General features: G+C 64.7%; 22 protein-coding genes. 4 read left to right on the forward strand and 18 right to left on the reverse strand.

The window, feature by feature from the left end:
• Positions 1–29 precede the first annotated feature (29 nt).
• Positions 30–638, forward strand: coding sequence for a hypothetical protein (locus O0K41_RS11130; RefSeq protein WP_123958203.1), 609 nt, complete (start codon positions 30–32; stop codon positions 636–638).
• A 103-nt stretch (positions 639–741) separates the two neighbouring features.
• Here O0K41_RS11130 and O0K41_RS11135 read toward each other — a convergent pair whose 3' ends face one another.
• The 16 genes from O0K41_RS11135 to O0K41_RS11210 form a co-directional block, all read right to left on the reverse strand.
• The gene (locus O0K41_RS11135) at positions 742–1,626 is read right to left on the reverse strand and encodes an NAD-dependent epimerase/dehydratase family protein (protein ID WP_065427938.1); all 885 of its coding nucleotides are present in this window, start codon (positions 1,624–1,626) and stop codon (positions 742–744) included.
• 106 nt (positions 1,627–1,732) lie between these two features.
• Entirely contained in the window at positions 1,733–2,767 is a 1,035-nt protein-coding gene (gmd, locus tag O0K41_RS11140; RefSeq protein WP_308304505.1) for a GDP-mannose 4,6-dehydratase, read from the reverse strand.
• A 43-nt stretch (positions 2,768–2,810) separates the two neighbouring features.
• Entirely contained in the window at positions 2,811–4,106 is a 1,296-nt protein-coding gene (locus O0K41_RS11145) for a glycosyltransferase family 4 protein (RefSeq protein ID WP_049449976.1), read from the reverse strand.
• Entirely contained in the window at positions 4,103–5,140 is a 1,038-nt protein-coding gene (locus tag O0K41_RS11150; RefSeq protein ID WP_049449975.1) for a glycosyltransferase family 4 protein, read from the reverse strand. Before O0K41_RS11150 ends, O0K41_RS11145 begins: the two co-directional genes overlap by 4 nt.
• Positions 5,137–6,174 carry a glycosyltransferase family 4 protein gene (locus O0K41_RS11155; protein WP_049449973.1) on the reverse strand — a complete coding sequence of 346 codons (1,038 nt, stop codon included), beginning with the start codon at positions 6,172–6,174 and terminating at the stop codon, positions 5,137–5,139. The genes O0K41_RS11150 and O0K41_RS11155 overlap by 4 nt, the downstream gene beginning before the upstream one ends.
• A gap of 2 nt (positions 6,175–6,176) precedes the next feature.
• A complete protein-coding gene (locus O0K41_RS11160; protein WP_049449972.1) occupies positions 6,177–7,301 on the reverse strand; it encodes a DegT/DnrJ/EryC1/StrS family aminotransferase in 1,125 nt (374 codons plus the stop codon).
• A 3-nt stretch (positions 7,302–7,304) separates the two neighbouring features.
• Positions 7,305–7,937 carry a NeuD/PglB/VioB family sugar acetyltransferase gene (locus O0K41_RS11165; RefSeq protein WP_164222702.1) on the reverse strand — a complete coding sequence of 211 codons (633 nt, stop codon included), beginning with the start codon at positions 7,935–7,937 and terminating at the stop codon, positions 7,305–7,307.
• A complete protein-coding gene (locus O0K41_RS11170; protein WP_161801717.1) occupies positions 7,934–10,468 on the reverse strand; it encodes an FkbM family methyltransferase in 2,535 nt (844 codons plus the stop codon). Before O0K41_RS11170 ends, O0K41_RS11165 begins: the two co-directional genes overlap by 4 nt.
• Positions 10,449–11,207 carry an ABC transporter ATP-binding protein gene (locus tag O0K41_RS11175; protein WP_049449966.1) on the reverse strand — a complete coding sequence of 253 codons (759 nt, stop codon included), beginning with the start codon at positions 11,205–11,207 and terminating at the stop codon, positions 10,449–10,451. Before O0K41_RS11175 ends, O0K41_RS11170 begins: the two co-directional genes overlap by 20 nt.
• A gap of 2 nt (positions 11,208–11,209) precedes the next feature.
• Positions 11,210–11,998, reverse strand: coding sequence for an ABC transporter permease (locus tag O0K41_RS11180; RefSeq protein WP_049449964.1), 789 nt, complete (start codon positions 11,996–11,998; stop codon positions 11,210–11,212).
• Complete coding sequence (locus tag O0K41_RS11185) at positions 11,998–13,407, reverse strand: glycosyltransferase family 4 protein (protein WP_049449963.1); 1,410 nt, start codon at positions 13,405–13,407, stop codon at positions 11,998–12,000. The genes O0K41_RS11180 and O0K41_RS11185 overlap by 1 nt, the downstream gene beginning before the upstream one ends.
• A gap of 1 nt (position 13,408) precedes the next feature.
• Positions 13,409–14,602: a cystathionine gamma-synthase gene (locus O0K41_RS11190; protein WP_123958200.1), complete on the reverse strand. Its 1,194-nt coding sequence runs from the start codon at positions 14,600–14,602 to the stop codon at positions 13,409–13,411.
• Positions 14,603–14,725: 123 nt separating this feature from the next.
• The gene (locus O0K41_RS11195; protein ID WP_005407965.1) at positions 14,726–16,096 is read right to left on the reverse strand and encodes a pyridoxal-phosphate dependent enzyme; all 1,371 of its coding nucleotides are present in this window, start codon (positions 16,094–16,096) and stop codon (positions 14,726–14,728) included.
• A 300-nt stretch (positions 16,097–16,396) separates the two neighbouring features.
• Positions 16,397–16,633 (reverse strand): YdcH family protein, encoded by a 237-nt coding sequence (locus O0K41_RS11200; RefSeq protein ID WP_005407964.1) that lies wholly within the window; start codon positions 16,631–16,633, stop codon positions 16,397–16,399.
• Positions 16,634–16,957: 324 nt separating this feature from the next.
• Complete coding sequence (locus O0K41_RS11205) at positions 16,958–17,842, reverse strand: hypothetical protein (RefSeq protein ID WP_164222699.1); 885 nt, start codon at positions 17,840–17,842, stop codon at positions 16,958–16,960.
• The gene (locus O0K41_RS11210) at positions 17,839–18,204 is read right to left on the reverse strand and encodes a DUF4398 domain-containing protein (RefSeq protein WP_005407961.1); all 366 of its coding nucleotides are present in this window, start codon (positions 18,202–18,204) and stop codon (positions 17,839–17,841) included. The genes O0K41_RS11205 and O0K41_RS11210 overlap by 4 nt, the downstream gene beginning before the upstream one ends.
• 121 nt (positions 18,205–18,325) lie before the next feature.
• Between O0K41_RS11210 and O0K41_RS11215 the strand changes: the two genes are divergently transcribed.
• From O0K41_RS11215 to O0K41_RS11225, 3 genes are all read left to right on the forward strand, one after another.
• Positions 18,326–19,453 carry a PilT/PilU family type 4a pilus ATPase gene (locus O0K41_RS11215; RefSeq protein WP_004141526.1) on the forward strand — a complete coding sequence of 376 codons (1,128 nt, stop codon included), beginning with the start codon at positions 18,326–18,328 and terminating at the stop codon, positions 19,451–19,453.
• A gap of 130 nt (positions 19,454–19,583) precedes the next feature.
• Positions 19,584–20,867: a putative DNA modification/repair radical SAM protein gene (locus O0K41_RS11220; RefSeq protein WP_049449959.1), complete on the forward strand. Its 1,284-nt coding sequence runs from the start codon at positions 19,584–19,586 to the stop codon at positions 20,865–20,867.
• On the forward strand, positions 20,848–22,308 hold the full coding sequence (locus O0K41_RS11225; RefSeq protein WP_049449958.1) for a UdgX family uracil-DNA binding protein: 1,461 nt from the start codon (positions 20,848–20,850) through the stop codon (positions 22,306–22,308). Before O0K41_RS11220 ends, O0K41_RS11225 begins: the two co-directional genes overlap by 20 nt.
• 44 nt (positions 22,309–22,352) lie before the next feature.
• Here O0K41_RS11225 and maiA read toward each other — a convergent pair whose 3' ends face one another.
• Together maiA and O0K41_RS11235 are read right to left on the reverse strand one after the other, a co-directional pair.
• Positions 22,353–23,021, reverse strand: a complete 669-nt coding sequence (maiA, locus tag O0K41_RS11230) for a maleylacetoacetate isomerase (protein WP_005412156.1) — start codon at positions 23,019–23,021, stop codon at positions 22,353–22,355.
• 14 nt (positions 23,022–23,035) lie between these two features.
• Positions 23,036–24,025: a fumarylacetoacetate hydrolase family protein gene (locus tag O0K41_RS11235; protein WP_043033907.1), complete on the reverse strand. Its 990-nt coding sequence runs from the start codon at positions 24,023–24,025 to the stop codon at positions 23,036–23,038.
• Positions 24,026–24,285 lie beyond the last annotated feature (260 nt).

Below are 24,285 nucleotides of genomic sequence, written 5' to 3' on the forward strand. Positions count from 1 at the left end.
CTTCAATCCAACAGCTCATCGAGCATTTCATGAATACTAAGTACCGTAGACTTGCACTCCCGCTGATTCTGGCTTCCACCTTTACCCTGGCAGCCTGTTCTTCCGGCGACAGCGAAACCCCGGCTTCAGCGCAGCAGGCAGCGGCACCGGCAGACGCACCGGCGGCCAGCGCCGCACAGAACAAGCCGCTGACCCAGGAAGAAGTGTCCATCGCGATCGAGCAGGTCGGGCAGGCCACCTACAACGCCGCCGATGACACCCTGACCGTCGCCTTCAAGGTCACCAACAATGGCAAAGCCACCCTGCCCGCCACCGGCGGCCAGAACGTGTCGGCCGGTGTGCTGCAGCTGGTACCGGACCCGGGCAATGCCGACGGCAAGCGTGGCCAGGACATCGGCCGGGCCGTGTTCAACGGTGACCTGCAGGTCGGCCAGTCGCAGGAACTGAAGGCCTCCGTTCCGGCTGCCCTGCTGGTCGGCAACAAGCTCCAGGTTGAGCTGGTGCAGGAAGGCGTGGCGTGGTTTGGCTTCAACTTCAAGCAGCCGGTGCTGATCCTCGGCCCGTTTGCGCGCTGCGCCGACGGCAAGGGCCTGTGCGACGACAAGGGTGCGCCGATCGCGGCGGCCACCTCGCCGTAATCGCCCTGAAAGCCTGAAAAAAACGCCCCGGCAGCTTCCGCTCCGGGGCGTTTTTATTGGGATCCACCCCGGGCGCCGGGGCGGGTCACCGTATCTGGATGACTCAGGCGTGCAGCATCCACTGCAAGGTTTCACGCAGGGGCCGGAAGGTAATCCCCCCCGTCAGCGTGGTGAATCGGGCATTCGAGCCGGCAAGGCGATCGACATCATGGCTGCGGATCAACTCGGCATCGCTTTCAATCGCAAACTCCAGTCCGGAGATCTCGCTGACAGTTTCGATGACGCTGCGCAGCGAGGTCGGAATGCCGCTGCAGATATTGACCACATCGCCACGGCACCCCTGCTCGATCAGCATGCCGTAGCAGCGGACGAGATCACGCACATCAGTGAAGTCACGCTCGACATCAAGATTGCCCAGGCGCAAATCGGTACTGCCACGGCGCGCGTGGTCGATGACTTTGGCAACGAAGAACGAAGGCGACTGCCCGACTCCAGTGTAATTGAACGGACGGGTCAGCATGATGGGCAACCGGTCCATGTACAACGTGCCGACATGCTCACTCGCCACCTTGCTGATGGCGTAGTCGTTGAATGGCGCCATCGGCGACGTCTCATCCAGCAGGCAACTGGAAGAGGCTCCGTAGACGTGGGCACTGCTGGGCAGCAGCACGCTTTTCGGCGCCGTACCCAGCTCTGTCAGCGCTTCCAGCAGGTTGCGCGTGCCCATGATGTTGGCTTGGTAGATCGCGGAGACATCACGATGGGTTACGTGTGAAACCCCCGCCAGATGGACAACCACCTGCGGCTGCAGCCGCTTCATCACCGCGCCGATCGCATCGGGGTCGAGAATGTCCGCGACTTCATTGTCGCGCCCTGGAACAGGGTTGCGACTGATCCCCTTCACCTGGTAACCAAGCCGCTCCAGTTCCGCGGCCATATAGGGGCCGGTGAATCCTTCGATTCCCGTTATCGCTGCAATGGGCTTCATGCAAGTTTTCCGGACCATCAACTGCTGTGGAGGGAGCGCGGCAAGCCAGGCGCGTAGCGCCTGCCTGCCGCGATCGAACGATAAGGCCAGCAGAATGTGCCGCGAATCAGAACGAAGCGCCGGCCTCATTGCGGCGCAGGTCGGCCTTGACCATCATCTCGCACAGCTCCTCGAGCGTGGTCGACGGCTCCCAGCCCAGTTCACGCTTGGCCTTTTCCGGATTGCCGATCAACAGATCAACTTCCGCCGGGCGGTGGAACTTGGGATTGATCTTCACCAGGACCTTGCCACTGGCCGTGCAGGTGCCGACCTCGTCCAGACCCGTGCCATTCCAGGCCAGTTCGACACCGATCGCCTTGAACGCCATGGTGACGAAATCGCGCACGGTCTCGGTACGGTTGGTGGCCAGCACGTAGGTATCCGGCACCTCGACCTGCAGCATGCGCCACATACCTTCAACGTATTCCTTGGCAAAGCCCCAGTCGCGCTTGGCGTCAAGGTTACCCAGCTCCAGCACATCCAGCTTGCCCAGCTTGATCTTGGCAACCGAGTCGGTGATCTTGCGGGTCACGAACTCACGGCCACGCAGCGGCGATTCATGGTTGAACAGGATGCCGTTGGCACCAAAGATGCCGTAGGACTCACGGTAGTTCACAGTGATCCAGTGAGCGTACAGCTTGGCCACACCGTAAGGGCTACGCGGGTAGAACTGGGTCTGCTCGGTCTGCGGCACCTGCTGCACCAGGCCGAACATCTCCGAGGTCGACGCCTGGTAGAAGCGGATCTTCGGGTTGACCGCGCGGATCGCCTCGAGCAGGTTCAGCGCACCCAGCGCAGTGATCTGCGCGGTCAGCACCGGCTGGTCGAAGGACACGCCCACAAAACTCTGCGCTGCCAGGTTGTAGACCTCGGTCGCACCGCTGTCCTGCAGCAGGCGGATCGAGGAGCCGATGTCCTGCAGATCGTGCTCGACCAGGTGCAGATTCGGGTGCTTGTCGATGCCCAGCTCTTCGATACGCCAGAAGTTGACCGAGCTGGTACGACGATAAGTGCCGTAGACCTTGTAGCCCTTCTCAAGCAGCAGCTGCGCCAAGTAAGCGCCGTCCTGGCCAGAGATACCGGTGATGACTGCAGATTTCATGCTGTTTTCCTGAATGATTGGGAATTCGTAGGGGAGGACCGCATCAGAGACTGAACATGCCGTCGAGCATGCCAGCCAGCCTGCCTGCCGAGGGGCTGTTGCCAGGCACCCCCAGCCGCCCCAGCTCGCGGCCAAGCGCCCTGGCAGTGGCAATGTAGGGTTCGCTTTCTATGAACTCCGGCATCAGTGCATCAAGCCCCATGGCATAGCGCACGGCGGAGAATTCGTCACGAGCCCAGGCGCGTGCACGCGCGCCCATCTCACGAGCGGCGCCGCGTTCGCGGTCAACGAAGTGCAATTGCGCCAGAAGCTCTTCCGTGCAATCGCCCTGCGGGATTTTCAGCACATACTCATCGGGAAGGTCCGCGTAGAAACCAGCATTGGACACCACCACTGGCACCCCCGACTGCATGCCCTCGATCGCGGAGGCCGAGGCCCCTTCCAGCGCTGGATCGCGCAGGCAGCAGATGGCGTCGGCCTCTGCCATGCCTTCCACAAGGCGTTCATCGCTGACCCGGCCTTCGAGCACCAGGCCCCGGAAACCAACTTCCGCGCAGACCGATTCCAGGCGCCTGCGCTCCTGGTCACTGATACCTCCAAGCACGTGGTATTCGGTGCGGGCGGCCAGCGCGGGATCCAGCATCAACGCACGTACGACTGTGTCGACACACTTGTTCGGATTCACTACGCCCAGCGTGCACAGGCGCAGGCGACTGTGATCGTCCACCGCTGAACGCAGGTCCTGCCGTACGTCAGGCGCCGGATAGGCCAGCGAGAGCTTATGCACCGGCCCAGGGCAACGGGCCTGCACTTTCGACCGGTAGAACTCGGAGTGGATGATGCAACCCAGCAGATCCGACACGGCCCATTGGGTCATGGGGAAATGCGCTGCGGCCACCGGCATGATGGTCTCGGAGGTCGCCGCAGCACACAGCTCACCGGCCTCCTGGCCATACAGCCCCTGGATGATCCGTGGCGCATCGTGAGGACGGCCCTCGGCCTTCAATCGGTCCCAGAACAGGTTCAGAACGAACCAGTCGTGCATGATGCCGATGAACGGACGCTTGCGCGCCAGATCGAAGATGCCACCGTGGAAACCGTAGTGATCACCGATGTTGGCGAACACCAGATCCGCGGTACGCAGCCACTCTTCTTCCATCGCGCTGCCCGAACGCAGGACGACCGGATCAGGCAAGGCCGGATAGGCAGCGGCCTCGCCGGTTTCAGTACGATAGATGGCGACATCGTGGCCCAGCCCACGCAGGGCGTTAACGACGTGGACACTGAAGCGAGCGATCGCCGATGGTCCGCAGTAGGGGCCGGCCCAGACAATCTTCATCGCGTCAGTTTCTCCACTGTCGATGCCCAGTTGATGTCCAGGCGGGTCCATGAGTCGTATGCGTTGCTGCCGCGCTCACGGGTCTGCGCCCGTGCGGCGAATGCTTCGGTCATGGCAGCAGCGATCTCACTGGTATCGTCGGCGCACACCCAGCCGTTGAGCCCCTGCTTGATCAGCTCGGTCAAATCGCCGGAATCGTCCACGGTGATGACCGCCTTGCGCGACTGGCAGGCTTCCATGGTCACGTAGCCGAAGGAATCTTCCGCCATCGGCAGATAGGCACATGCCAATGCACCATTCACGTAGTCGGCGATGACCTGACGTGGGTGGAATCCAATATCCAGTTTTACACGGCTCTGCAGGCCATGGCTCTCCACCAGCGCACGCAGGCGCTGCTCGTCCGCCGGGGTATCGGCCGGCCCGGCGATGATCAGCTTGACCGGCGACCGGGTCTGCGCAAGCGCCTCGATCAGCCGGTGCTGACGCTTGCCGGCATTGATGCGGCCGCCAGCGAAGATGTAATCACCATACTCGCCGCCGGTAAACAGCTCGGCATCGTTCAAGGGGGCGCGCAGCAGTTCGGACGGGATGCCGTTGTAGTGCATCAACCGCTCCTGCACAGTGCGGCCTACGGCATAGATGCTCTGCGCCAACGAGAATGCATCATTGTCCGCTTCGGTGATCGCGGCACGGATCTGCCGGCCCTCCGGAGTATCGGGAATGTTGCTGTGGCCGGCATCCCACATGTCATAGGCCTGGCGGTACTGATGCGCAAGCCAGAAGACCTTCTCGTCGAAGGGCAGCAGGTACGCCGGGAACTTCATGGCGATGACCCGGTCGACATTGAGCAGGCGCATGCTGCGGCACATCAGCATCTCATCGATGATCCGTTCCGGCGGCTGCCACGAGAACGGGATGCGCAGCAGCTCGGACTGGTGCCCTGCCTGGCGCAGGTGAACGACGAGCTGGTCCGCGAGTTCTTCCGCGCCACCCCGCAGTCCCGGCACCATGTTGTTGACAACAAGGACCTTCATGACAGCAAACGCTCCAGGACGTGGTCCCAGTTGATCTTCAATTCCTGCACGCGCGCTTTGGCAGCTTCGCCCATGCGGCGGGTGTGCTCGCGGTCCATCCACAATGCGTCGATGGCCTCGGCAAGTGCCCGCGGGTCCGGCTCGGCGATCATGCCGTTGTGGCCATGCTGGACAAACTCGAGCACGCCGCCGGAATCGGTGGTGGTGATGATCGGCTTCGCCGATTGTGCCGCCTCCAGCGACGGATAGCCGTAGGAATCCTCATCCTCGGGCAGGTACGCCGCAGCCAGCGCAGTGGACAGCCACTGAGCCTTCTCTTCCTCGGTGATCCAACGGTCAACGCAGGCAACCCGATCCTGAAGGCCTTCGGCAACGATGAAGGCGCGCAGACCATTGGTGTAGCCGGGCCCACTGCTGGTACCGCACAGGCGCAGCTTGACCGGGGTGGTCACGTACTTGAACGCTTCCAGCAACAGGTGCTGGCGCTTGTGCTGCTCCATGCGGCAGACGTACACGATCTCGTCGCCCTGGCCTGCATCCCGGAAATGGGACACATCGAACAGGGGGGGATACAGCACCTCGGCATCCAGGCCGTTGTAGCGCTTGACACGATCGGCAACCACCTGTGAATTGGTGAAAAGCCGGTGCGACTCTGCCAGCGCCGTGGTATCAGCCCTCGCCAGCGCGCCGCGCAGGGCGCGGTGGCGGGCATCATCAGGGAAGCCGCGATAAGGCGTATCCCACATGTCGTAGTACATGCGGAAATGATGGATGAACCACGCCACCTTCTTCGGATGCTGGATCAGGTGGGCCGGCGGCCGGGTGGTGATCACCCGGTCAACCGAATCGGACAGATTCATTATCCGATAGGCCGCCATCTGCTGCAGCAGTTCAGTCGGCGTCTCGACCATCGGCAGGTAGATGATCTCCACCTGGTGGCCATGCTCGCGCAGACGGCTTCCAAGCCAGTCAACGATGAAGCGTGCTCCACCATTGACGAACGGTACAAAGGACGAACAGATGGCAATACGCAAGGTCAGGCGCTCACGCGGCCGATGGCCGAAACCAGGGCTTCCACGACGCGCTCGACGTCCTCGACAGTGAGGCCGGCGTGCGTCGGCAGATTGATGCCACGCGCAGCCTGGTCGTTGGCGACCGGGTAGGCGGCCCCGTCTTCGAGGTAAGGCGGCAGCACATGCATCGGGTAGAACACCGGGCGCGTTTCGATCCCATCGGCATCCATCAGGCGCATCACTTCATCGCGCTGCTGCTCGCTCAGGCCAGTCAACAGCACGGTGTACATCCAGTAGACATGGTGGGCGTACTCGGCCACAGCCGGACGCTCGACCAGATCCGCATGCTGCGCAAAGGCCGCCTCATACCAGCCGGCAACGCGCTGGCGCACCTGCAGGGCTTCGTCGATACGCTCCATCTGGGCCACGCCGATCGCTGCAGCAACATTGGTCATGCGGTAGTTGAAACCCACCACCGGGAACCAGTAGCGGCGCTTCGGGTCCATGCCCTGGCCGCGGTACAGGCGCAGGCGGGAGGCCAGCTCATCATCATTGGTGGTCACCATGCCACCTTCGCCGGTAGTGATGATCTTGTTGCCGAAGAAGCTGAAGGTGGCGCAATCACCGATGCCACCCACGCGGGTGCCCTGATACTCGGCACCATGCGCCTCAGCGGCGTCTTCCACGACCTTGAGGTTGTGGCGGCGCGCGATCTCCATGACCGGCCCCATGTTGGTCGGATGGCCATACAGGTGCACCACGATGATCGCCTTGGTGCGGGGCGTGATCAGGGCTTCCAGCTTGGCCGGATCCATGTTCATGGTGCCCGGCTCGGAGTCGACCAGGACCGGCTTGGCGTTGCAGTAGGCAACCGCATTCGCCGTGGCGATGTAAGTCAAGGTCGGGATCAGCACTTCGTCGCCTTCGCCGACCCCCAACGCCACCAGCGCCAGGTGAATGGCGGTCGTGCCGTTATTGATCGCCACCGCATGGCGAACACCGCAGAAGTCCGCGAAGCTCTGCTCGAAACGACCAATGAACTCACCCGCCGAAGAGATCCACGTTGAATCCAGGCACTGGCCCACGTACTTCTTTTCATTTCCGGAGAGGCTGGGCACTGCTACCGGAATCCGCTTTGACGCCAACATTGATTAGTCCTTTATCTTGATTTGCCGTGCCGGCACGCCGACCCACGTCCCGGCTGAGCCGACATCCCTGACAACGACGCCACCAGCGCCAACAACGGCGCCGTCCGCGATCTTGATGCCCGGAATCACTCTCGTACCTGCACCGAGAAAGACGCTGCTCCCCACCTCCACACCACCGGCAAGCGTACTGCCCGGGGCGATGTGAGCGAAGGCGCCAACCACGCAGTCGTGGTCGACGGACACATTTGTGTTAATTATAGCAAAATCGTGAACTACGGCGTCCGCATTCAGTATGGCGCCTTCCATGATGGCGCAGCCCCGACCGATGCGGGCACTGGGAGCAATCACCGCGGAGCGTCCCACTGCCGGGATCATCTCAAGGCCGGCTGCAGCGATTGCCGCCACCACCTTTTGACGCAGCCGATTGTCCCCCAGGGCGACGAAGACCGCATCCACGCCCTGCTCCTTGAGCTGGGGCAGTTCCACGCGTTCGTCGCCGAGAACCGGAACCCCGTTGACGATCTGGCCTACGCGCCCCGCATCCAGGCAGGCAACCACGTCATGGCCCCCGCCACGCAGCAGATCGATGATCACCTTGGCGTGCCCTCCGGCGCCGATGACAGCAACCTTGCTCATTGGGCACCACCCGCCACAACGGCAGCCGGTAGCAGGCTGGCCGGTGGGCACAGCAGAATGTTCGAGCTGGCGTATCCACGCAGGTCCGCGAAACCCTCCAGGCGCAGGCAGGCGCCCGTCAGATCATCGATCCGGTACAGATCGAAGCCGTGCCCGCTGCGGAAGGCGTCCCATTCAGCTTCACTTGTCCCCGACCGCCCGAGGTGCGATACCGCGTACTCGGCAATGATTCCCATGGCTGGATTGGCGGCAAGCAGTTGACGCATGCCCGCCAGCACCTCCAGCTCGGCGCCCTCTACGTCGATCTTGGCCAGCGCGACCGACTGCTCGCCCAACAGGCCATCGACGGTCCTGACATCCACACGAACGACCTCCAGCTCACCGTCAAGGGGATACAGCGAACTGTGGCCGGCAACGGCACCGATGTGGAATTCCCGGCCATCCTCGTTGTGGGCTCCCAGCGCGACCGGCAGGACCTGTACACGGTCCTCCACCCCGCTCAGGCGCAGCGATGCACGCAGGTGCTCCTGGGTGCGCGGCATCGCCTCGGCAGCGAAAATCCTGCCGGACGGGCCAACCACATTCGCTGCGGCCACGGTATGCAGGCCGATGTTGGCTCCTGCATCAAGGAAGACATCGCCCGGCTTCAGCGCATGCTCGAGGAACAACCGCAGGCCAAGCTCGACGTCGCCACTTTCAAGCAGGCACATTGCCAGCAGGTCGTCACTTTCGGCACAGGAGAATGTGCCGAACCCAACCGCGATCAGCCAGCCGTCATGCCGCCGCAGCACGCGGCGCTGGGACGGGGAGGCGAGGCGCCCTGTGGCACTGGACAGCACCAGCTGCTGGGTTTCGACCCGCTCCTTGATGCCCACCAGCAGCTCTAGAATCTGGCCGGTCTCGATTTCGCTGTTGTCCAGCTTCTGGTGCAACTGGGCAACCAGCTGGAGGGTCTGTTCCGAGGCGGCCGCATCGCCCATCGTGTAAACCGCTGCACCGGTACCTGGTGCAATGACCGGCAGCCGGTCAAGCCGTTCGTGCAGTCGAAGGACGTGATGGCGTAGCACTTCGGCGTCCACGCTGCTGCGCACATCCAGCACCCGCGCACCCTCGGTCAATACGTCCTGCACCTGGCGCTTGAGTTCCTCGCGCTCGTGCTGGTGGCGGTTTTCCAGCTGCTGCAGTGTAGAATGCATGTGCTGGCGAAGCTCGTCGGACTCCGACCACTGGCGCTCGATCATCCCCTGCAAGCTCGACTCGATGCCGGCCTGGGCCGCCTCCGAACGGACCTGCTGCTGCTGCACTGACAGGTGCAGTTGTTCGCGCAGTTCGCGTATACCGGAAATCGCATGGCGTGCATGATCCTCGCCCTGCTTCTGCACCAACTTCAGCGCCCGGTCCATGCCCGCCAGCTTGTTGTCCACGCCCTCGAACTCACGCAACATCCGCATCGACTCGGACAGGGTCGTGTTGAGAGTGTCCAGTACAGCGGCCACATCACGGCCAAGACCGTCGGTCGTGGCGATGATGCTCTCCAGACTGTCTGCATGCTCATCGCGATGCTGCTCATGCATGCGACCTGCCTGGTGCGCGGACTCTTCGATGGCAAGCAGGCGAGCATGATTCAGCTCCAGCCGCTCGATGATCGCATCAACGCTGGAACCGGCACGCCGACGCTCGCGCTCCTGCACACGGGCATCGATCTCGATGTTGTCCACGCGTTCGCCAAGCTCACGCGTCTGCCGCGCGGAATCGATGCGGATCAGGTCAAGCTGGCGACGCATCTCCTCCATGTTGCGGCTGACCCGTCGCATCCAACGCACCAGGCGAACGACAGGATTCTTGTCCAGCAACAGCATGCGCAGAATCGGGCCGCGCTTGGCAAGCGCGCGAATGGTCTCCGTCGGCGACTGGGTAAAGATCCCGACGGCGCCCGCATCGGCGGCCTCTGGCATCTCTGCCTCTGCCACGGTCTGCACGGGCACGGGCGTTGCCGCCACCGCCGTGCTGGCCGGCCCCAGATCGAGCAACTGCAACGAGCGAACCTTGAATCCCAGGAGGCGATTGTCATCACCGAGACCCAGCGCGTTGGGCGACATTGGATTGGCGACCTGGAACTCGATACGGACCATCGGAATCTTCCCGACGACCTGTATCTCCCAATCCGCGACGATCGAGGACCAGCCCGATCCGCCGGCCAACACCTGATGGGCAGGCCCACCGTTAACCCGGATCGAAACCAACGCCCGATGGCTGCCCCCTTCAAACGCAATCGCGCCAATCACCACCCGGTAACGACGGCTGGCATCGACTTCGCGCAGGCGCACATCGATCGTACTGACCGCAGCGCTGGACCAGACCCCGTCCGTTTCAGGCAAGGCGAATCCCCGCATGGTGACAGGATCCATGCAGGCATACGGGGAACTGCTCAGTACCAGCTCCTCCCCCGGAGCTAGGAAACCGTCGCTTGAGCGCGACTGCGCGGCCTTATCGGCAGCACTACTTACAGCATTACCCAGCTTGATTTTCAACGCCATATCCTTCCGACCTGAGCTGGTCCATTGAGATTTCCCGCAGAGTACCGTGGCTGAGCACGAAGACACGGTTGCAGTATTCGGCAATCGTATCCATCGAGTGCGACGCCAGGCAGAAGATCTGCGAGGACTTGATGAAATTGTGCATGCGCTGGGCGGCGCGTTCCTTGAAGGCCTCATCGCCGACATCGAACACTTCGTCCACAAGCAGGATGTCCGGTGTGGTGCAGGTGGCCACGGCAAACATCAGGCGCATGGCCATGCCCGCCGAATAGGTGCGCACGGCCAAGTGCAGGAAGTCGCCCAGATCGGTGAATTCCTCGATCTCGGGAATGCGCGAGTCGATCTCCTTCAGCGACAACCCGAGCATCAGGCCCATCCGGCGGATGTTCTCATAGCCGGAGAGCTCCGGGTCCATGCCCGCGCCGACCTCCAGCATGGTCGCCACCCGGCCCACCCGCTCGATCCGACCCTGCAGGGGCGTATAGATGCCGGCCATGGTGCGCAGCAGGGTGCTCTTGCCCGCGCCGTTATGGCCGACGATGCCCACCGCATCCCCCTGCTTGAGGCTGAAGGACACCCCGTCCAGCGCGGTGACCTGGGTAATCTGGCCGCTGCCGGCAAGCAGGCGGCCACCGGTGGCGATACCCACCAGATTGCGGCGCAGCGACAGGCTGTGCGAGTTGTAGATCGGGTAACGGAGGGTGACGTTCTCGAAGTTCAGCTTGGCAGTCATGTTCAAATCCAGAAGGGCAGTCGCAGCTTGGCCTTGTGCAGGAACCAGAACGCCAGCGACCAGCCGACTATGGCCATGCCCACCAGCACCAGGTAGATCTGCAGCGACGGGGCGTGGCCCAGCATCGGCGCGCGGATGACTTCGATCAGGTAGGTAAAGGGATTGAATTCGAGGATCTTCGAGGAGAACGGCAGATATTCCAGGCGGTACATCACCGGGCTGACCAGGAACAGCATCGGCATCACCGACGCCACACCGTACTCCAGATCACGGTAACGGGCGCCCATCACGCCAAACACGAACGCCAGCCAGAGCATGTTCACCACCACCAGCGCCAGACCAGGAATGAACAGCAGCGTGTTCCAGTTCACTTCGATGCGCATGAACACCGCCACGATCACGAACACCAGCAGGCTGTGGGCGAAGTTGACGATGTAGCGGGTTACCACACTCATCGGGTGCACCGACAGCGGCATGACCACGTTGCGGATGATCGAGGCCTGCCGGACGAACAGGCCGCAGCTTTCGATCAGGATGCCCGACAGCATCTGCCAGATGATCAGGCCCGCCGTCAGGGTGGGAATGAACTTCTCGCGCTCGATGTTGAGCAGCTGGCTCCAGAGCAGGCCCAGGCCGACCACGCCCACCGCGGTGGCCAGCGACTGCCAGAACGGCCCCAGGATGCTGCGGCGGTACCGCGCCTTGATGTCACCCTTGGCGATATGGAAGGACACTTTGGCGCCGCGGATCCCTTCGCGCAGGTCCTTGAGGGTAGAGGAATAGCTGTGCATCAGTACTGTCCCTCCTGCTGGGACACGGTGGACGCGCCTGCCCCGGAGATGAAGCCGCGCTGTTGATGGATCTGTTCGATACGTTCAATCAGCGCGGCCGCCGCCCGCTCGGGCGAAAGCGTGTGCAGCACCGAGGTACGGGCCCGCTCGCCCATGGCACGGGCAAGCTCCGGCTCATCGGCGAATCGGCGCATCCAGCGCGCCGCATCGTCCACGTCGGCCGCCGCCCAGCGCTGGCCTTCATGGTGGGCATATTCGCCCTCGGCCACCGGGACCAGCGTGTAGTTGACCAGCGCGCTGTTGTCGGCATCCATGAATTCCATGTTGCCCGACCAGGCCGTGCCCATCACAGGCTTGCCCTGGGCCATGCACTCGGCCAGCCCCATGCCGAAGCCTTCCGCATGATGCAGAGACACATAGACATCCGAGCAACGCTGAAGTGCCTGCACGTCGGGGCGGTCCAGCACCTGGTCACGGACCACGATGCGCGGATCATCCTTCACCGCGTCCAGCAGCAGCTGCAGGCGATCGGGCCGGCGGTAGCCATTGCTGGTCTTGATCAGCAGCTGTACGTCCTGGCGCTCGCGCGGGAACGCCTGCTGGAACGCGTGAATGGCCGCGAAGGGATTCTTGCGGTGCACGTACGAATTGAAATCGAAGGACGTCAGGAACACGAAGGCATCATCGGGGATGCCGAAGTCCTGGCGCTGCAGGCCGCTGTCACCCACCTCGCTCAGCGGCAGCGGCACGCACAGGATCGGCTTGTCGGTGACGCGCGCGAAGGCTTCGCCGACGTAGCGCGAGGCCACCAGGATCTCGTCCACCTTGTCCAGGGCGGACAGCCACGTCTTGGGAATGTTCTCCAGTTCCCAGAACCAGCAGGCGATGATGTAGCCGCCCTGCAGGCGCGCCTTGCCGATCTGTTCCAGCGCGGCTTCCAGAAAGTCCGGATTGATGAACACCAGATGCACGCGATGCGGCGCGTCATCGCCGATGTACTGGTCCAGGCTGCGGTCATCCCAACCATGCGGCAGGTTGATGTCCACATCCACCAGGGCCGCCGGGTAATGCGTGCCCAGCAGCGCACGTGCGTACATGCGCGCGCACTCGGCCAGGCCGAACTGGCCACGCAGGTAGGCGAACACGTTGACGCCGTGCCCCTGCCAGGACGGATCGGGCTGGCCGAAGAAGTGCACCGGCGCGTCGGTCACAGGCAGCCTGCGCTCGGCCCATTGCGCTTCGTTCTCGAAACGGCAGTAGATCGGCCCCGGCAGCGCAACCAGACGCCCTGTCAGCCGATTGCGCAGGCGCGCCGGCAGAAGGTGGTAGATCGACTTCAACCAGGCCAGGCTGGCCAACCAACGCAGCACGCGGTAGCGCAACGACACGCTTACAGTGGTCTGCGTCATTTCAGCGGACGTCCCCGCCGCTGGCAGCCAACGCCCTCTCTAGATCCACCTGCAGATCCCCCAGATCCTCCACACCCACGCTCAGCCGCACCAGCGCATCACTGATCCCCAGCTGTTCCCGCCGCGCGACCGGAATCGAGGCATGCGTCATCACCGCCGGATGGTTCACCAGGCTCTCCACACCGCCCAGCGATTCGGCCAAGGTGAACAGCTCGGTCTTCTCGCAGAAGCGCTTGGCCGCCTCGAAACCGCCCTTGAGCACGATCGAGACGATGCCGCCGTAGCCGGCCATCTGCCTGCCCGCCAGCTCATGCTGCGGGTGCGACGGCAGGCCCGGGTAGATCACCTTCTCCACCGCCGGGTGCTTGTCCAGCCACTGGGCCAGGGCCAGCGCGTTGGCGCAATGCGCCTTCATGCGCAGCGGCAGGGTCTTCAGGCCGCGCAGAGCCAGGAAGCTGTCGAACGGGCCCTGCACACCACCCACCGAGTTCTGCAGGAAAGCCATCTGCTCGGCCAGCTCGGCGTTGTCGCCCACCACCACCATGCCGCCGACCATGTCCGAGTGGCCGTTGAGGTACTTGGTGGCCGAGTGCAGGACCAAGTCCGCGCCCAGTTCCAGCGGGCGCTGCAGCATCGGCGAGGCGAAGGTGTTGTCGACCACCACGATCAGGCCATGGCGCTTGGCGATGGCGGCCACCGCGGCGATGTCGACGATCTTCAGCATCGGGTTGGTCGGGGTCTCGATCCAGACCATCTTCGTCTTCGACGTGATGGCTGCCTCGAACGCAGCCAGGTCGGTCAGGTCGACGAAGCTGAACTCCAGCCCGGCGGTGCGGCGACGCACGCGCTCGAACAGGCGGAAGCTGCCGCCATAGATATCGTCCATCGCCACCACGTGGCTGCCGGCGTCCAATAGTTCGATCACGGTCGAGCTGGCCGCCATGCCCGAGGCGAAGGCGAAGCCGCGGGTGCCACCTTCCAGCGACGCTACGCAGCGCTCGTAGGCGAAGCGGGTCGGGTTGTGGGTACGCGAGTACTCGAAGCCCTGGTGCTCGCCCGGGCTGGACTGCGCATAGGTCGAGGTGGCGTAGATCGGCGGCATCACCGCGCCGGTGCTGGGGTCGGGCGATTGGCCGCCGTGGATGGCCAGCGTGGCCAAGGCCAGGGCGCGATCCTGGGAAGTAGCGTTGGACATGTTCTTTCCTGAGGGGCGCCGACACGCGGCGCCATCGAAGGTGCGGAAGTCTACCAGCGCGGCCTTAACGACCTTTGACGCGGATAAACCGGGATTCAGCAGCGAACGTCGGCGATCAACGGCTTACTGCACGCGACGGCGCAGATAGTTCAGCAGGTCGATACGGGTGATCAGGCCCAGGAAGGCGTTGCCGTCCATCACGATCGCCACCTGGCCGCGGTCGAACACCGGCAGCAGCGCCTCGATCGGCGACTTCACGTCCAGCCGGTCCAGCTTGCTGACCATCGCCGTGGCGACGGTGTCGCGGAAGCGCGCTTCGTCACCATAGACGTGCAGCAGCACGTCGCTTTCGTCGACGATGCCGACCAGCTGGTCACCGTCCATCACCGGCAGCTGCGACACGTCGTACAGCTTCATGCGCTGGTAGGCGGTGGTCAGCAGGTCGTTCGGGCCGATCACCACGGTGTCGCGCTGGCCGTACGGGCGCAGGATCAGGTCGCGCAGGTCGCCGTGCTGCGGGCGCTCCAGGAAGCCGTTGTCCAGCATCCAGTAGTCGTTGTACATCTTCGACAGGTACTTGTTGCCGGTATCGCAGACCAGCACCAGCACCTTCTTCGGCGTGGTCTGCTCCTTGCAGTACTTCAGCGCAGCGGCCAGCAGGGTGCCGGTGGACGAACCGCCGAGGATGCCTTCCTTGCCCAGCAGCTCGCGCGCGGTGTGGAAGCTCTCGGCATCGCTGATGGCGTAAGCCTTCTTGACGCGGCTGAAGTCGGAGATCGACGGCAGGAAGTCCTCGCCGATGCCCTCCACCAGCCAGCTGCCCGACTTGTCGTTGAGCACGCCGTCATTGATGTATTCGGCCAGGATCGAGCCGACCGGATCGGCCAGCACCAGCTCGGTCTTCGGCGACAGCTTGGCGAAGGCACGCGACAGGCCGGTCATGGTGCCGGAGCTGCCGCAGCCGAACACGATGGCGTCGAGGTCGCCGCCCATCTGCTCCAGGATCTCCGGGCCGGTACCGAATTCATGCGCGGCCGGGTTGTCCGGGTTGCCGAACTGGTTGATGAAGTAGGCGCCCGGGGTCTGCTCGGCGATGGTCTTGGCCAGGTCCTGGTAGTACTCCGGATGGCCCTTGGCCACGTCCGAGCGGGTCAGGCGGACTTCGGCGCCCATCGCCTTCAGGTTGAAGATCTTCTCGCGGCTCATCTTGTCGGGAACGACCAGGATCAGCTTGTAACCCTTCTGCTGCGCGACCAGGGCCAGGCCCAGCCCGGTGTTGCCGGCGGTACCCTCGACCAGGGTCGCACCCGGCTTCAGGTCGCCGCGCTGCTCCGCCGCCTCGATCATCGACAGGCCGATGCGATCCTTGATCGATCCACCCGGGTTGGCGCTTTCGAGCTTCAGGTAGAGCTCGCAGACGCCGGTGTCCAGGCGCTGGGCCTTGACGATCGGGGTCTGGCCGATGAGTTCGAGGACGGAAGAATGAATGGGCATTCGGAGGACTTTCGGTTCGCGCCGCAGGGGGCCGGACCGATGATTATCCGTCGGATGGCGATGAATGTCAGGTCGGCGCGGAGACGGGCCGCAAGCCCGCAGAAAGAGATGCGGACGGCCCCGGATCGACGAGGAGACCGGTACCGCCCGCATCGGTGAGTTGTGCCTGCAGGCCAAGGCACCACCGCCTGTGGTGCCTTGGCGCGGCCGCCTCATCGGCGGTGCCGCGATGCCGGGGCAGGAGCGCCCGGCGGGGCCATCGATGGCCGGGTCACGCCGTTCCAGGCGTGACGGGGTGCGTCAAAGCGTGGGGGACGTCGTTGGGAGCGGTGTTTCGTACATTCGCAGAAGTCGTTGCTTGGCCAGCAGCTTCTCGCGCTTCATGCGACCCAGGGTGACATCATCGATCGGGAGTACACCCAACTCCGCGTCCATGCACTTCTTGTTCAACTTGCGGTGCTGGTCATGGAGTGCCCTGAACTCCGGATCACGCGCGCGACGTGCGTCGATCTCGCTCTGGGGCTGATCTTCAAACATGATGGACCTCCTTCGACAGATACACGAACGCCCCGGCCGCAAGGCACGGGGCGTTGTTCATGGAGGAGCGCCGGTCGATGGCCACCTGGACGCCTGCAACGACCTGCAGCACTGGCCTGCGCACGTCGATCTGCTGCGGTTCGCGCCCTGCTTGCATCGGCCCGGCCCTCCCATCGTCCGGTCCGCGGCATTGCGTCCCGGACGATTGACCCTACGCCTGCTAAAGGCGGGGTACAAGACCCCTGCGTCAAAAAGACCGAACCGCGCCGAGGCGGGGTTCAGGCTGAATGCTCATCACAACGAAAAACAAACAATATCAAGCAATTACGGGGCGATGATGACCTCGGCCGAACGTGCCTGGGTGGAGGCCGCCTTCTTGCCGGCAAGCTGGATCCGGTTGCTCGCGACACCCGCCGCAACCAGGGCATCGCGCAGGGCCTCGGCACGCTTCTGGCCTACGCCGTTGGCACTGTCGTAAGCCTCGATGCGCAGGCGGCCCTTCTTGCCGATGTTCAGGTATTCGGCCAACGCCTTGGCCTGGTTGCGGGCGCCGCCGGACAGGCTGGAGGCGCCGGCGGCAAACGCATCGCCACGGAAGGTGAAGACCTCGCCGCGGCCATCGAACTTCGAGCCCGGCAGCTTCTGACCGGACACCAGCTCGGCTTCCTCGCGGGCGAGCTTGGCGGCGTTCTGCTGGGCGGCGCTGAGGCGCTGCTGCTGCTTGCCGGCGACGCTGGTCAGGGCGTTCTCGGCGTCCTGGCGGGCCAGGGTCTCGGCCTCGGCGGCCTGGCGCAGGCGTTCAGCCTCCTCGGCCTGCATCTGCGCCTGCATGCGCAGCTGTTCGGCTTCCTGCCGGGCACGCGCGGCATCGCGGCGGCTGGCCTCGATCAGCAGGTCGCTGCGGGTCCGCTCCAGGCGGTCGACCTCGCGGGCGGCCAGCGCGGTACGCACCGCCGTCTCGGCGATCTCCACCCGGCGCTCGGCCAGGTAGGTGGCCAGCTCCTGGTCGCGGCGCTTGGCCTTGTCCAGGGTGGCGATGGCCTGCTGGGCCTGCATGCGCTCGAAGGCGCCCAGCTCAGCGGTATCCGGGTTGGCCTGGATGGCCATCAGGCGCTGGCTCAGCTGCGCCACCATCGGGTTGTCGGCGGCCACGGCCAGGGTCGGCAGCGCCAGCAGCGCGGCCAGGGTTGCGCCAGTCATCGGCTTCACCGGCGATCCTCCCCGGTCGACAGCTGGCGTTGCAGCTGGTTGACCTCGTTGCGGCGCAGCTGCAGCTGGGCGGTCACGGTGGCTTCCTCGCTGCGCACGCGGGCCAGGTCGGCATCGGCGGCGGCACGCAGGGCCATGGCCGGGGCATTCTTGCGCTCGCGGCGGTCGCCGGCGGCGCGCTGGGCCTGCTCCAGCCCCTGCCGGGCCAGCCCGATCAGGTCCGGGGCGTACTGGTCGGCATCGGCCTGGGTGGCCTTGTCGACCGCCTGCCGGGCCTGGGCCAGTTCCATCGCGCCATCCTGCGCCCAGGCGGGGGCAGACAGTGCGAATGCAAACGCCATCACATACAGGCTGTGGCGCATTCGTGCGAAGCTAAGTCGTTTCATTGGGGAGGCCGTACCGGTTGTCGGTTCACGGCCATTGTCGTCAAGCCGACACCGTGCTGGCAACGGGCGTCGGCCGTTTCGTTGGGGAAAATTCGCAATGGATATCGGCTACTTCCTGAAGCTGATGACCGAAAAGAACGCTTCGGACATGTTTCTGACCACCGGGGCACCGGTCTACATCAAGATCGAGGGGAAGCTCTATCCGCTGGGCAACACCGGCCTGCCGCCGGGCATGGTCAAGAAGATCGCCTACTCGCTGATGGACGAAGGCCAGGTGCCGCAGTTCGAGCGCGAGCTGGAACTCAACATGGCCATCGCCCTGCCCGATGCCGGTCGCTTCCGCGTCAATGTGTTCAAGCAGCGCGGCGAAGTGGGCATGGTCATCCGTGCCATCCGCAGCCGGATTCCGAGCATCGAGGAGCTGAACCTGCCGCAGGTGCTGAAGGACGTCATCATGACCCCACGCGGGCTGGTACTGGTGGTGGGGTCCACCGGTTCCGGCAAGTCCACCTCGCTGGCGTCGATGATCGACCACCGCAACAGCACCACCACCGGTCACATCCTCACCATCGAAGACCCGATCGAGTACCTGCACAAGCACAAGATGTCGATCGTCAACCAGCGCGAGGTCGGGCTGGATACCCATGCCTTCCACAACGCGCTGAAGAACGCCATGCGTGAGGCGCCGGACGTGATCCTGATCGGCGAGATCCTGGACGCAGAGACGATGGAAGCGGCGATCGCCTTCGCCGAAACCGGTCACCTGTGCCTGGCCACCCTGCACTCCAACAACGCCGACCAGACCATCGAGCGCATCCTCAACTTCTTCCCGGAAAGCGCGCACAAGAACGTGCTGATGAACCTGGCGCTGAACCTGCGTGCGGTGATCAGCCAGCGCCTGGTGAAGAACAAGGAAGGCCGTCGCCTGCCGGCCACCGAAGTGCTGCTCAACACGCCGATGATCCGCGACCTGCTGCGTCGCGGCCAGGTGCACGAGATCAAGGCGGCGATGGAAGCATCGCTGGAAGAGGGCATGGAGAGTTTCGACCAGTGCCTGTTCCGGCTGGCCAAGGCCGGCACCATCGAGCAGGAGGAAGCGCTGCGCGCGGCCGACTCGCGCGATGGCCTGGCACTGAAGTTCCGCTTGTCCGAAGGCAGCAGCGGCGAGCATGACCCATACGCGGATTTCTCGGCCGGCGCACCCAGCATCACCCACGGCTTCTGACCGCACGAAAAAGGGGACGGAGGGGATTAAATCGTATATGCACTTACGACTTAATCCCCTCCGTCCCATTTTCCTGAAGAATTCAGGGGCCGTCTCATCCAATGAGACCCCTCATCCGTAGGTTTCCTCAATGGAAACCATCCGCAAGCTGGCCATTCTGGCCGATGCCGCCAAATACGACGCCTCCTGCGCCTCCAGCGGCTCGGGCAAGCGCGATTCGCGCGCCAGCGGCGGTATCGGCAGCACCGAGGGCATGGGCATCTGCCACAGCTATACGCCCGATGGCCGCTGCGTATCGCTGCTGAAGATCCTGCTGACCAACTTCTGCGTCTACGACTGCGCCTATTGCGTCAATCGCGTGTCCAGCAATGTGCCACGCGCGCGCTTCAGCGTGGACGAGGTGGTCACGCTCACCCTGGACTTCTACAAGCGCAACTACATCGAGGGCCTGTTCCTCTCCAGCGGCATCATCCGCAATGCGGACTACACCATGGAGCAGATGGTGGAGGTGGCCCGGCAACTGCGCGAAGAACACCGCTACGCCGGCTACATCCACCTCAAGACCATTCCCGAGGCCTCGCCGGAACTGCTGGCCAGCGCCGGGCGTTACGCCGACCGCCTGTCGATCAACGTCGAACTGCCGACCGAAGCCGGGCTGAGCGCCTTGGCGCCGGAGAAGACGGTGCATTCGATACGCGGCGCGATGGGCGAACTGCGTTGGCGCATCGAGGAAGCCAAGGAGGCGCGCAAGGCCCCCGCAGCGGTGGCGCCGACGGCCAGCCGCAGCGCACGCCCGCGCCCTCCCCGTTTCGCCCCGGCCGGGCAGAGCACGCAGATGATCGTCGGCGCGGACGGGGCCAACGACCAGCAGATCCTGGCCAGCGCCGACAGCCTGTACGGCAGTTACCGGATGCGCCGGGTCTACTACTCTGCGTTCAGCCCGATTCCCGATGCCAGCCGGCAGCTGCCGCTGCAGCCCCCACCCCTGCAACGCGAGCACCGGCTGTACCAGGCCGACTGGCTGTTGCGTTTCTATGGCTACGGCGTGGACGAGATCACCGACACCACCCAGGGCGGAATGCTCGATCTGGACATCGATCCGAAGATGGCCTGGGCGATCCGCCATCCCGAACGCTTCCCGGTCGATCTGAACCGTGCACCGAAGGAAATGCTGCTGCGGGTGCCCGGCCTGGGCGTGCGCAATGCAGAGCGCTTGCTGATGGCGCGCCGGCACGGGCGCCTGCGCGTGGCGGATATCGCCCGCCTGAAGGCGCCGATGAGCAAACTGCTACCGTTCGTGCTGTTGGCCGACCATCACCCGCGCAAGGCACTGGATGACCCGGCCGCGCTGCGAGCACAACTGGCCCCGCCGCCGCGCCAGGGATCACTGTTCGATGCACCGCCGGCAGCCTGACGCGCCGCGCTGGTCGCAGCGGGTGGATCCGCCGTGGTCGCTGCAGGCCTGGCGCGACGGCGCGCGTGATGCGCTGCTGCGGGGCGTGCGGCCCGAGCAATTGGACTGGCTCGAAGGCGGCGAGGCATCGCTGCTGGATGCGCCGCCGGTGCAGCAGGCACCGGTGGCGGCACAGGCAAGCGTTCCCGGCGTCCCGCGCGAATTCCTGGAGCTGGCCGCCACCTGCCTGTGCCATGGCGAACCGCAGCGCCTGTCACTGCTGTACCGGCTGCTGTGGCGGATCACCCATGGCGAACGCACGGTGCTGACCAATCCCGCCGATGCCGATGTGCTGCGTGCGATGACATTGGCCCAGGCCGTCCGCCGTGACACGCACAAGATGAAGGCATTCGTGCGCTTCCGCGAGCTGCCCGGCCAACCTGATGCGTTCATCGCCTGGTTCGAGCCACAGCACCACATCGTCGACCGGGTCGCGCCGTTCTTCGCACGCCGCTTCACCGGCATGCGCTGGGCGATCCTCACTCCTTCGCGCAGCGTCGCCTGGGATGGACAGGCGCTGGCCTTCGGCCCCGGCGCACGCCGCGAGGACGCTCCGGCCGAGGATGCGCGCGAGGCCCTGTGGCAAACCTATTACGCCAGCATCTTCAATCCGGCCCGGCTCAACACCCGGATGATGATGCAGGAGATGCCGGCCAGATACTGGCGCCACCTGCCCGAGGCGCAGCTGCTGCCGCGCCTGGTGCGCGATGCGGGCGATCGCGTGCAGGAAATGCATGACCGGCCCGCGCAGGCACCCCAGCGCAGAATTCCCATGCGAGGGGACGCTGCGACAGCGCGCCCAGATACCGCCAGCCTGCAGACGCTGCGACAGCAGGCCAGCGCCTGCCGCCAGTGCCCGCTGTGGGAGACCGCCACGCAGACGGTGTTCGGCCAGGGGCCGGCCGATGCGCGGGTGATGGTGATCGGCGAGCAGCCTGGCGATACCGAGGATCTGCGCGGCCAGCCGTTCGCCGGCCCTGCCGGCCAGTTGCTGGACCGCGCATTGGCCGAGCTGGGAATCGATCGCGCCACGCTGTACCTGACCAACGCGGTGAAGCACTTTCACCATGAGCGGCGTGGCAAGGTGCGGCTGCACAAGCGGCCGGAAAGCCGCCACATCCAGGCCTGCCGGCCGTGGCTGATGGGCGAGATCGCGCGCGTGCGGCCGCAGCTCATCGTCTGCCTGGGCGCAACCGCGGCAGCCTCGGTATTTGGCCGTGATTTCAATCTGTCGCGCGACCGTGGACGCTGGCACACGCTGGAGGAAGGCACCCGCGGCTACGCCACCGTGCACCCGGCGTGGGTGCTGCGGCAAGGCGATGGCGCGCGCCGCGAACGGGCCTATGCACTGTTCCGCGATGATCTCGCGCAACTGCTGCAAAAAGGGGACGGAGGGGATTAAGTCGTGAATGCACTTGCGACTTGATCCCCTCCGTCCCTCTACTTTCAGGCTGCGTCGGGCTGGTTTTCCGGGCGCGCGCGGTCGAAAGCGTCCAGCGCCTGACAGGCGGCCTCGATGCGGCGAAGGGTCGGGTACGGCGCAAGGTCGAGGCCGAAACGATGGGCGTTGTACAGCTGCGGCAGCAGGCAGAGGTCGGCCAGCCCGGGGCGGTCACCGTGGCAGAAGGTGCCGGTGTCACGGCTGTTGGCCAACAGCGCTTCCATCGCCGCAAAGCCCTCGGCAATCCAGTGCAGCGTCCACTGCGTGCGTGCATCGGCCGGCAGCTGCAGACTGCGCTCCAGGTACTGCATCACCCGCAGGTTGTTGATCGGGTGGATGTCGCAGGCCACCAGCTGGGCCAGTGCCCGCACCCGCGCACGGCCGGCGGCATCGGCCGGCAGCAGCGGCACCTGCGGGAAGCGCTCGTCCAGGTACTCGACGATCGCCAGCGACTGCGTCAGCGCATGCCCTTCGTGCAGCAGCGTCGGCACCAGCTGCTGCGGATTGAGCCTGCGATAGGCGTCCAGGTGTTGTTCGCCGCCGTCGCGCACCAGATGCACCGGCCGCGCCTCCCAGGCCAAGCCCTTCAGCTCCAGACCGATGCGCACGCGGTAGGCGGCGCTGGATCGCCAGTAGGTGTACAGCACGATGCCGTCGTCGACCGGAATCTCCATGGCCGCCTCCATGCTCAGGGCTTGGCGGCCTGTTCGATGCGCTGCTCGATCGCACCGAAGATGCTGTTACCGGCGGCATCGAGCATCTCGATGCGGACCACGTCGCCGAACGACATGAAGGGCGTGCTCGGCTTGCCGTCGCGCAGGGTTTCGACCACGCGCTGCTCGGCGAAGCACGACGCACCCTTGCTGGTGTCTTCATTGGCGATGGTGCCCGAGCCGACGATGGTGCCGGCGCCCAACGGACGGGTCTTGGCCGCATGCGCGACCAACTGGGCGAAATTGAACTGCATGTCCACGCCCGCTTCCGGTGCACCGAACCACTTGCCGTTGATGTGGGTCAGCAGCGGCAGGTGCACCTTGCTGTCCTGCCACGCAGCGCCCAGTTCGTCGGGGGTGACGAACACCGGCGACAGCGCCGAGCGCGGCTTGGACTGCAGGAAGCCGAAGCCCTTGGCCAGCTCGCCCGGAATCAGGTTGCGCAGCGAGACATCGTTGACCAGGCCGACCAGCTGGATGTGGCCCGCCGCCTGTTCCGGGGTGGCCGCCATCGGCACGTCGTCGGTGATCACCACGATCTCCGCTTCCAGGTCGATACCGTACTCCTCGCTGACCACCTTGACCGCATCGCGCGGGCCGTAGAAGCCGGCACTGGTGGCCTGGTACATCAGCGGATCGGTGTAGAAGCTCTCCGGCACCTCGGCGCCACGGGCGCGGCGCACGCGCTCGACGTGCGGCAGGTAGGCACTGCCGTCGACGAATTCATAGGCGCGCGGCATCGGCGCGGCCAGGGCCTGCGGGTCGAGGTCGAACACGCCGTCGGCGTCGCCGGCATTGAGCGATTCGTACAGGGCGTTCAGGCGCGGCGCGATGTGGCTCCAGTCTTCCAGAGCCTGCTGCAGGGTGGCGGCAATGCCGGTGGCGCGCACGCCGTGGCGCAGGTCACGCGAGACGACGATCAGGGTGCCGTCGCGGCCGCCTTCCTTCAAAGAACCAAGCTTCATGGGTGGGTGTCCGGAGTCGTGGGCAAACAAGTTTCAAGTGTAATCAAATCTGCGGCGACGCCAAGCTGCAGCGCGGCATCGGCCCACCCTACCGTAGTGGGGGGTTCGGCAGGGCTTGCAGCCCTGCACCTGCTCAATGCAACAGCAACGGCAACGTCAAAAGCGGCTCTGGCTTTCTGCTGGTTGGGCGGGGCGGTGTGGGCCGGCAGGACACGCCGTAAACCCGTCCATGGGGGCTCGATGGCGCCATCCATGGCGCC

It is taken from the genome of Stenotrophomonas sp. Sm2128, assembly GCF_030985535.1.
Lineage (GTDB): Bacteria > Pseudomonadota > Gammaproteobacteria > Xanthomonadales > Xanthomonadaceae > Stenotrophomonas > Stenotrophomonas maltophilia.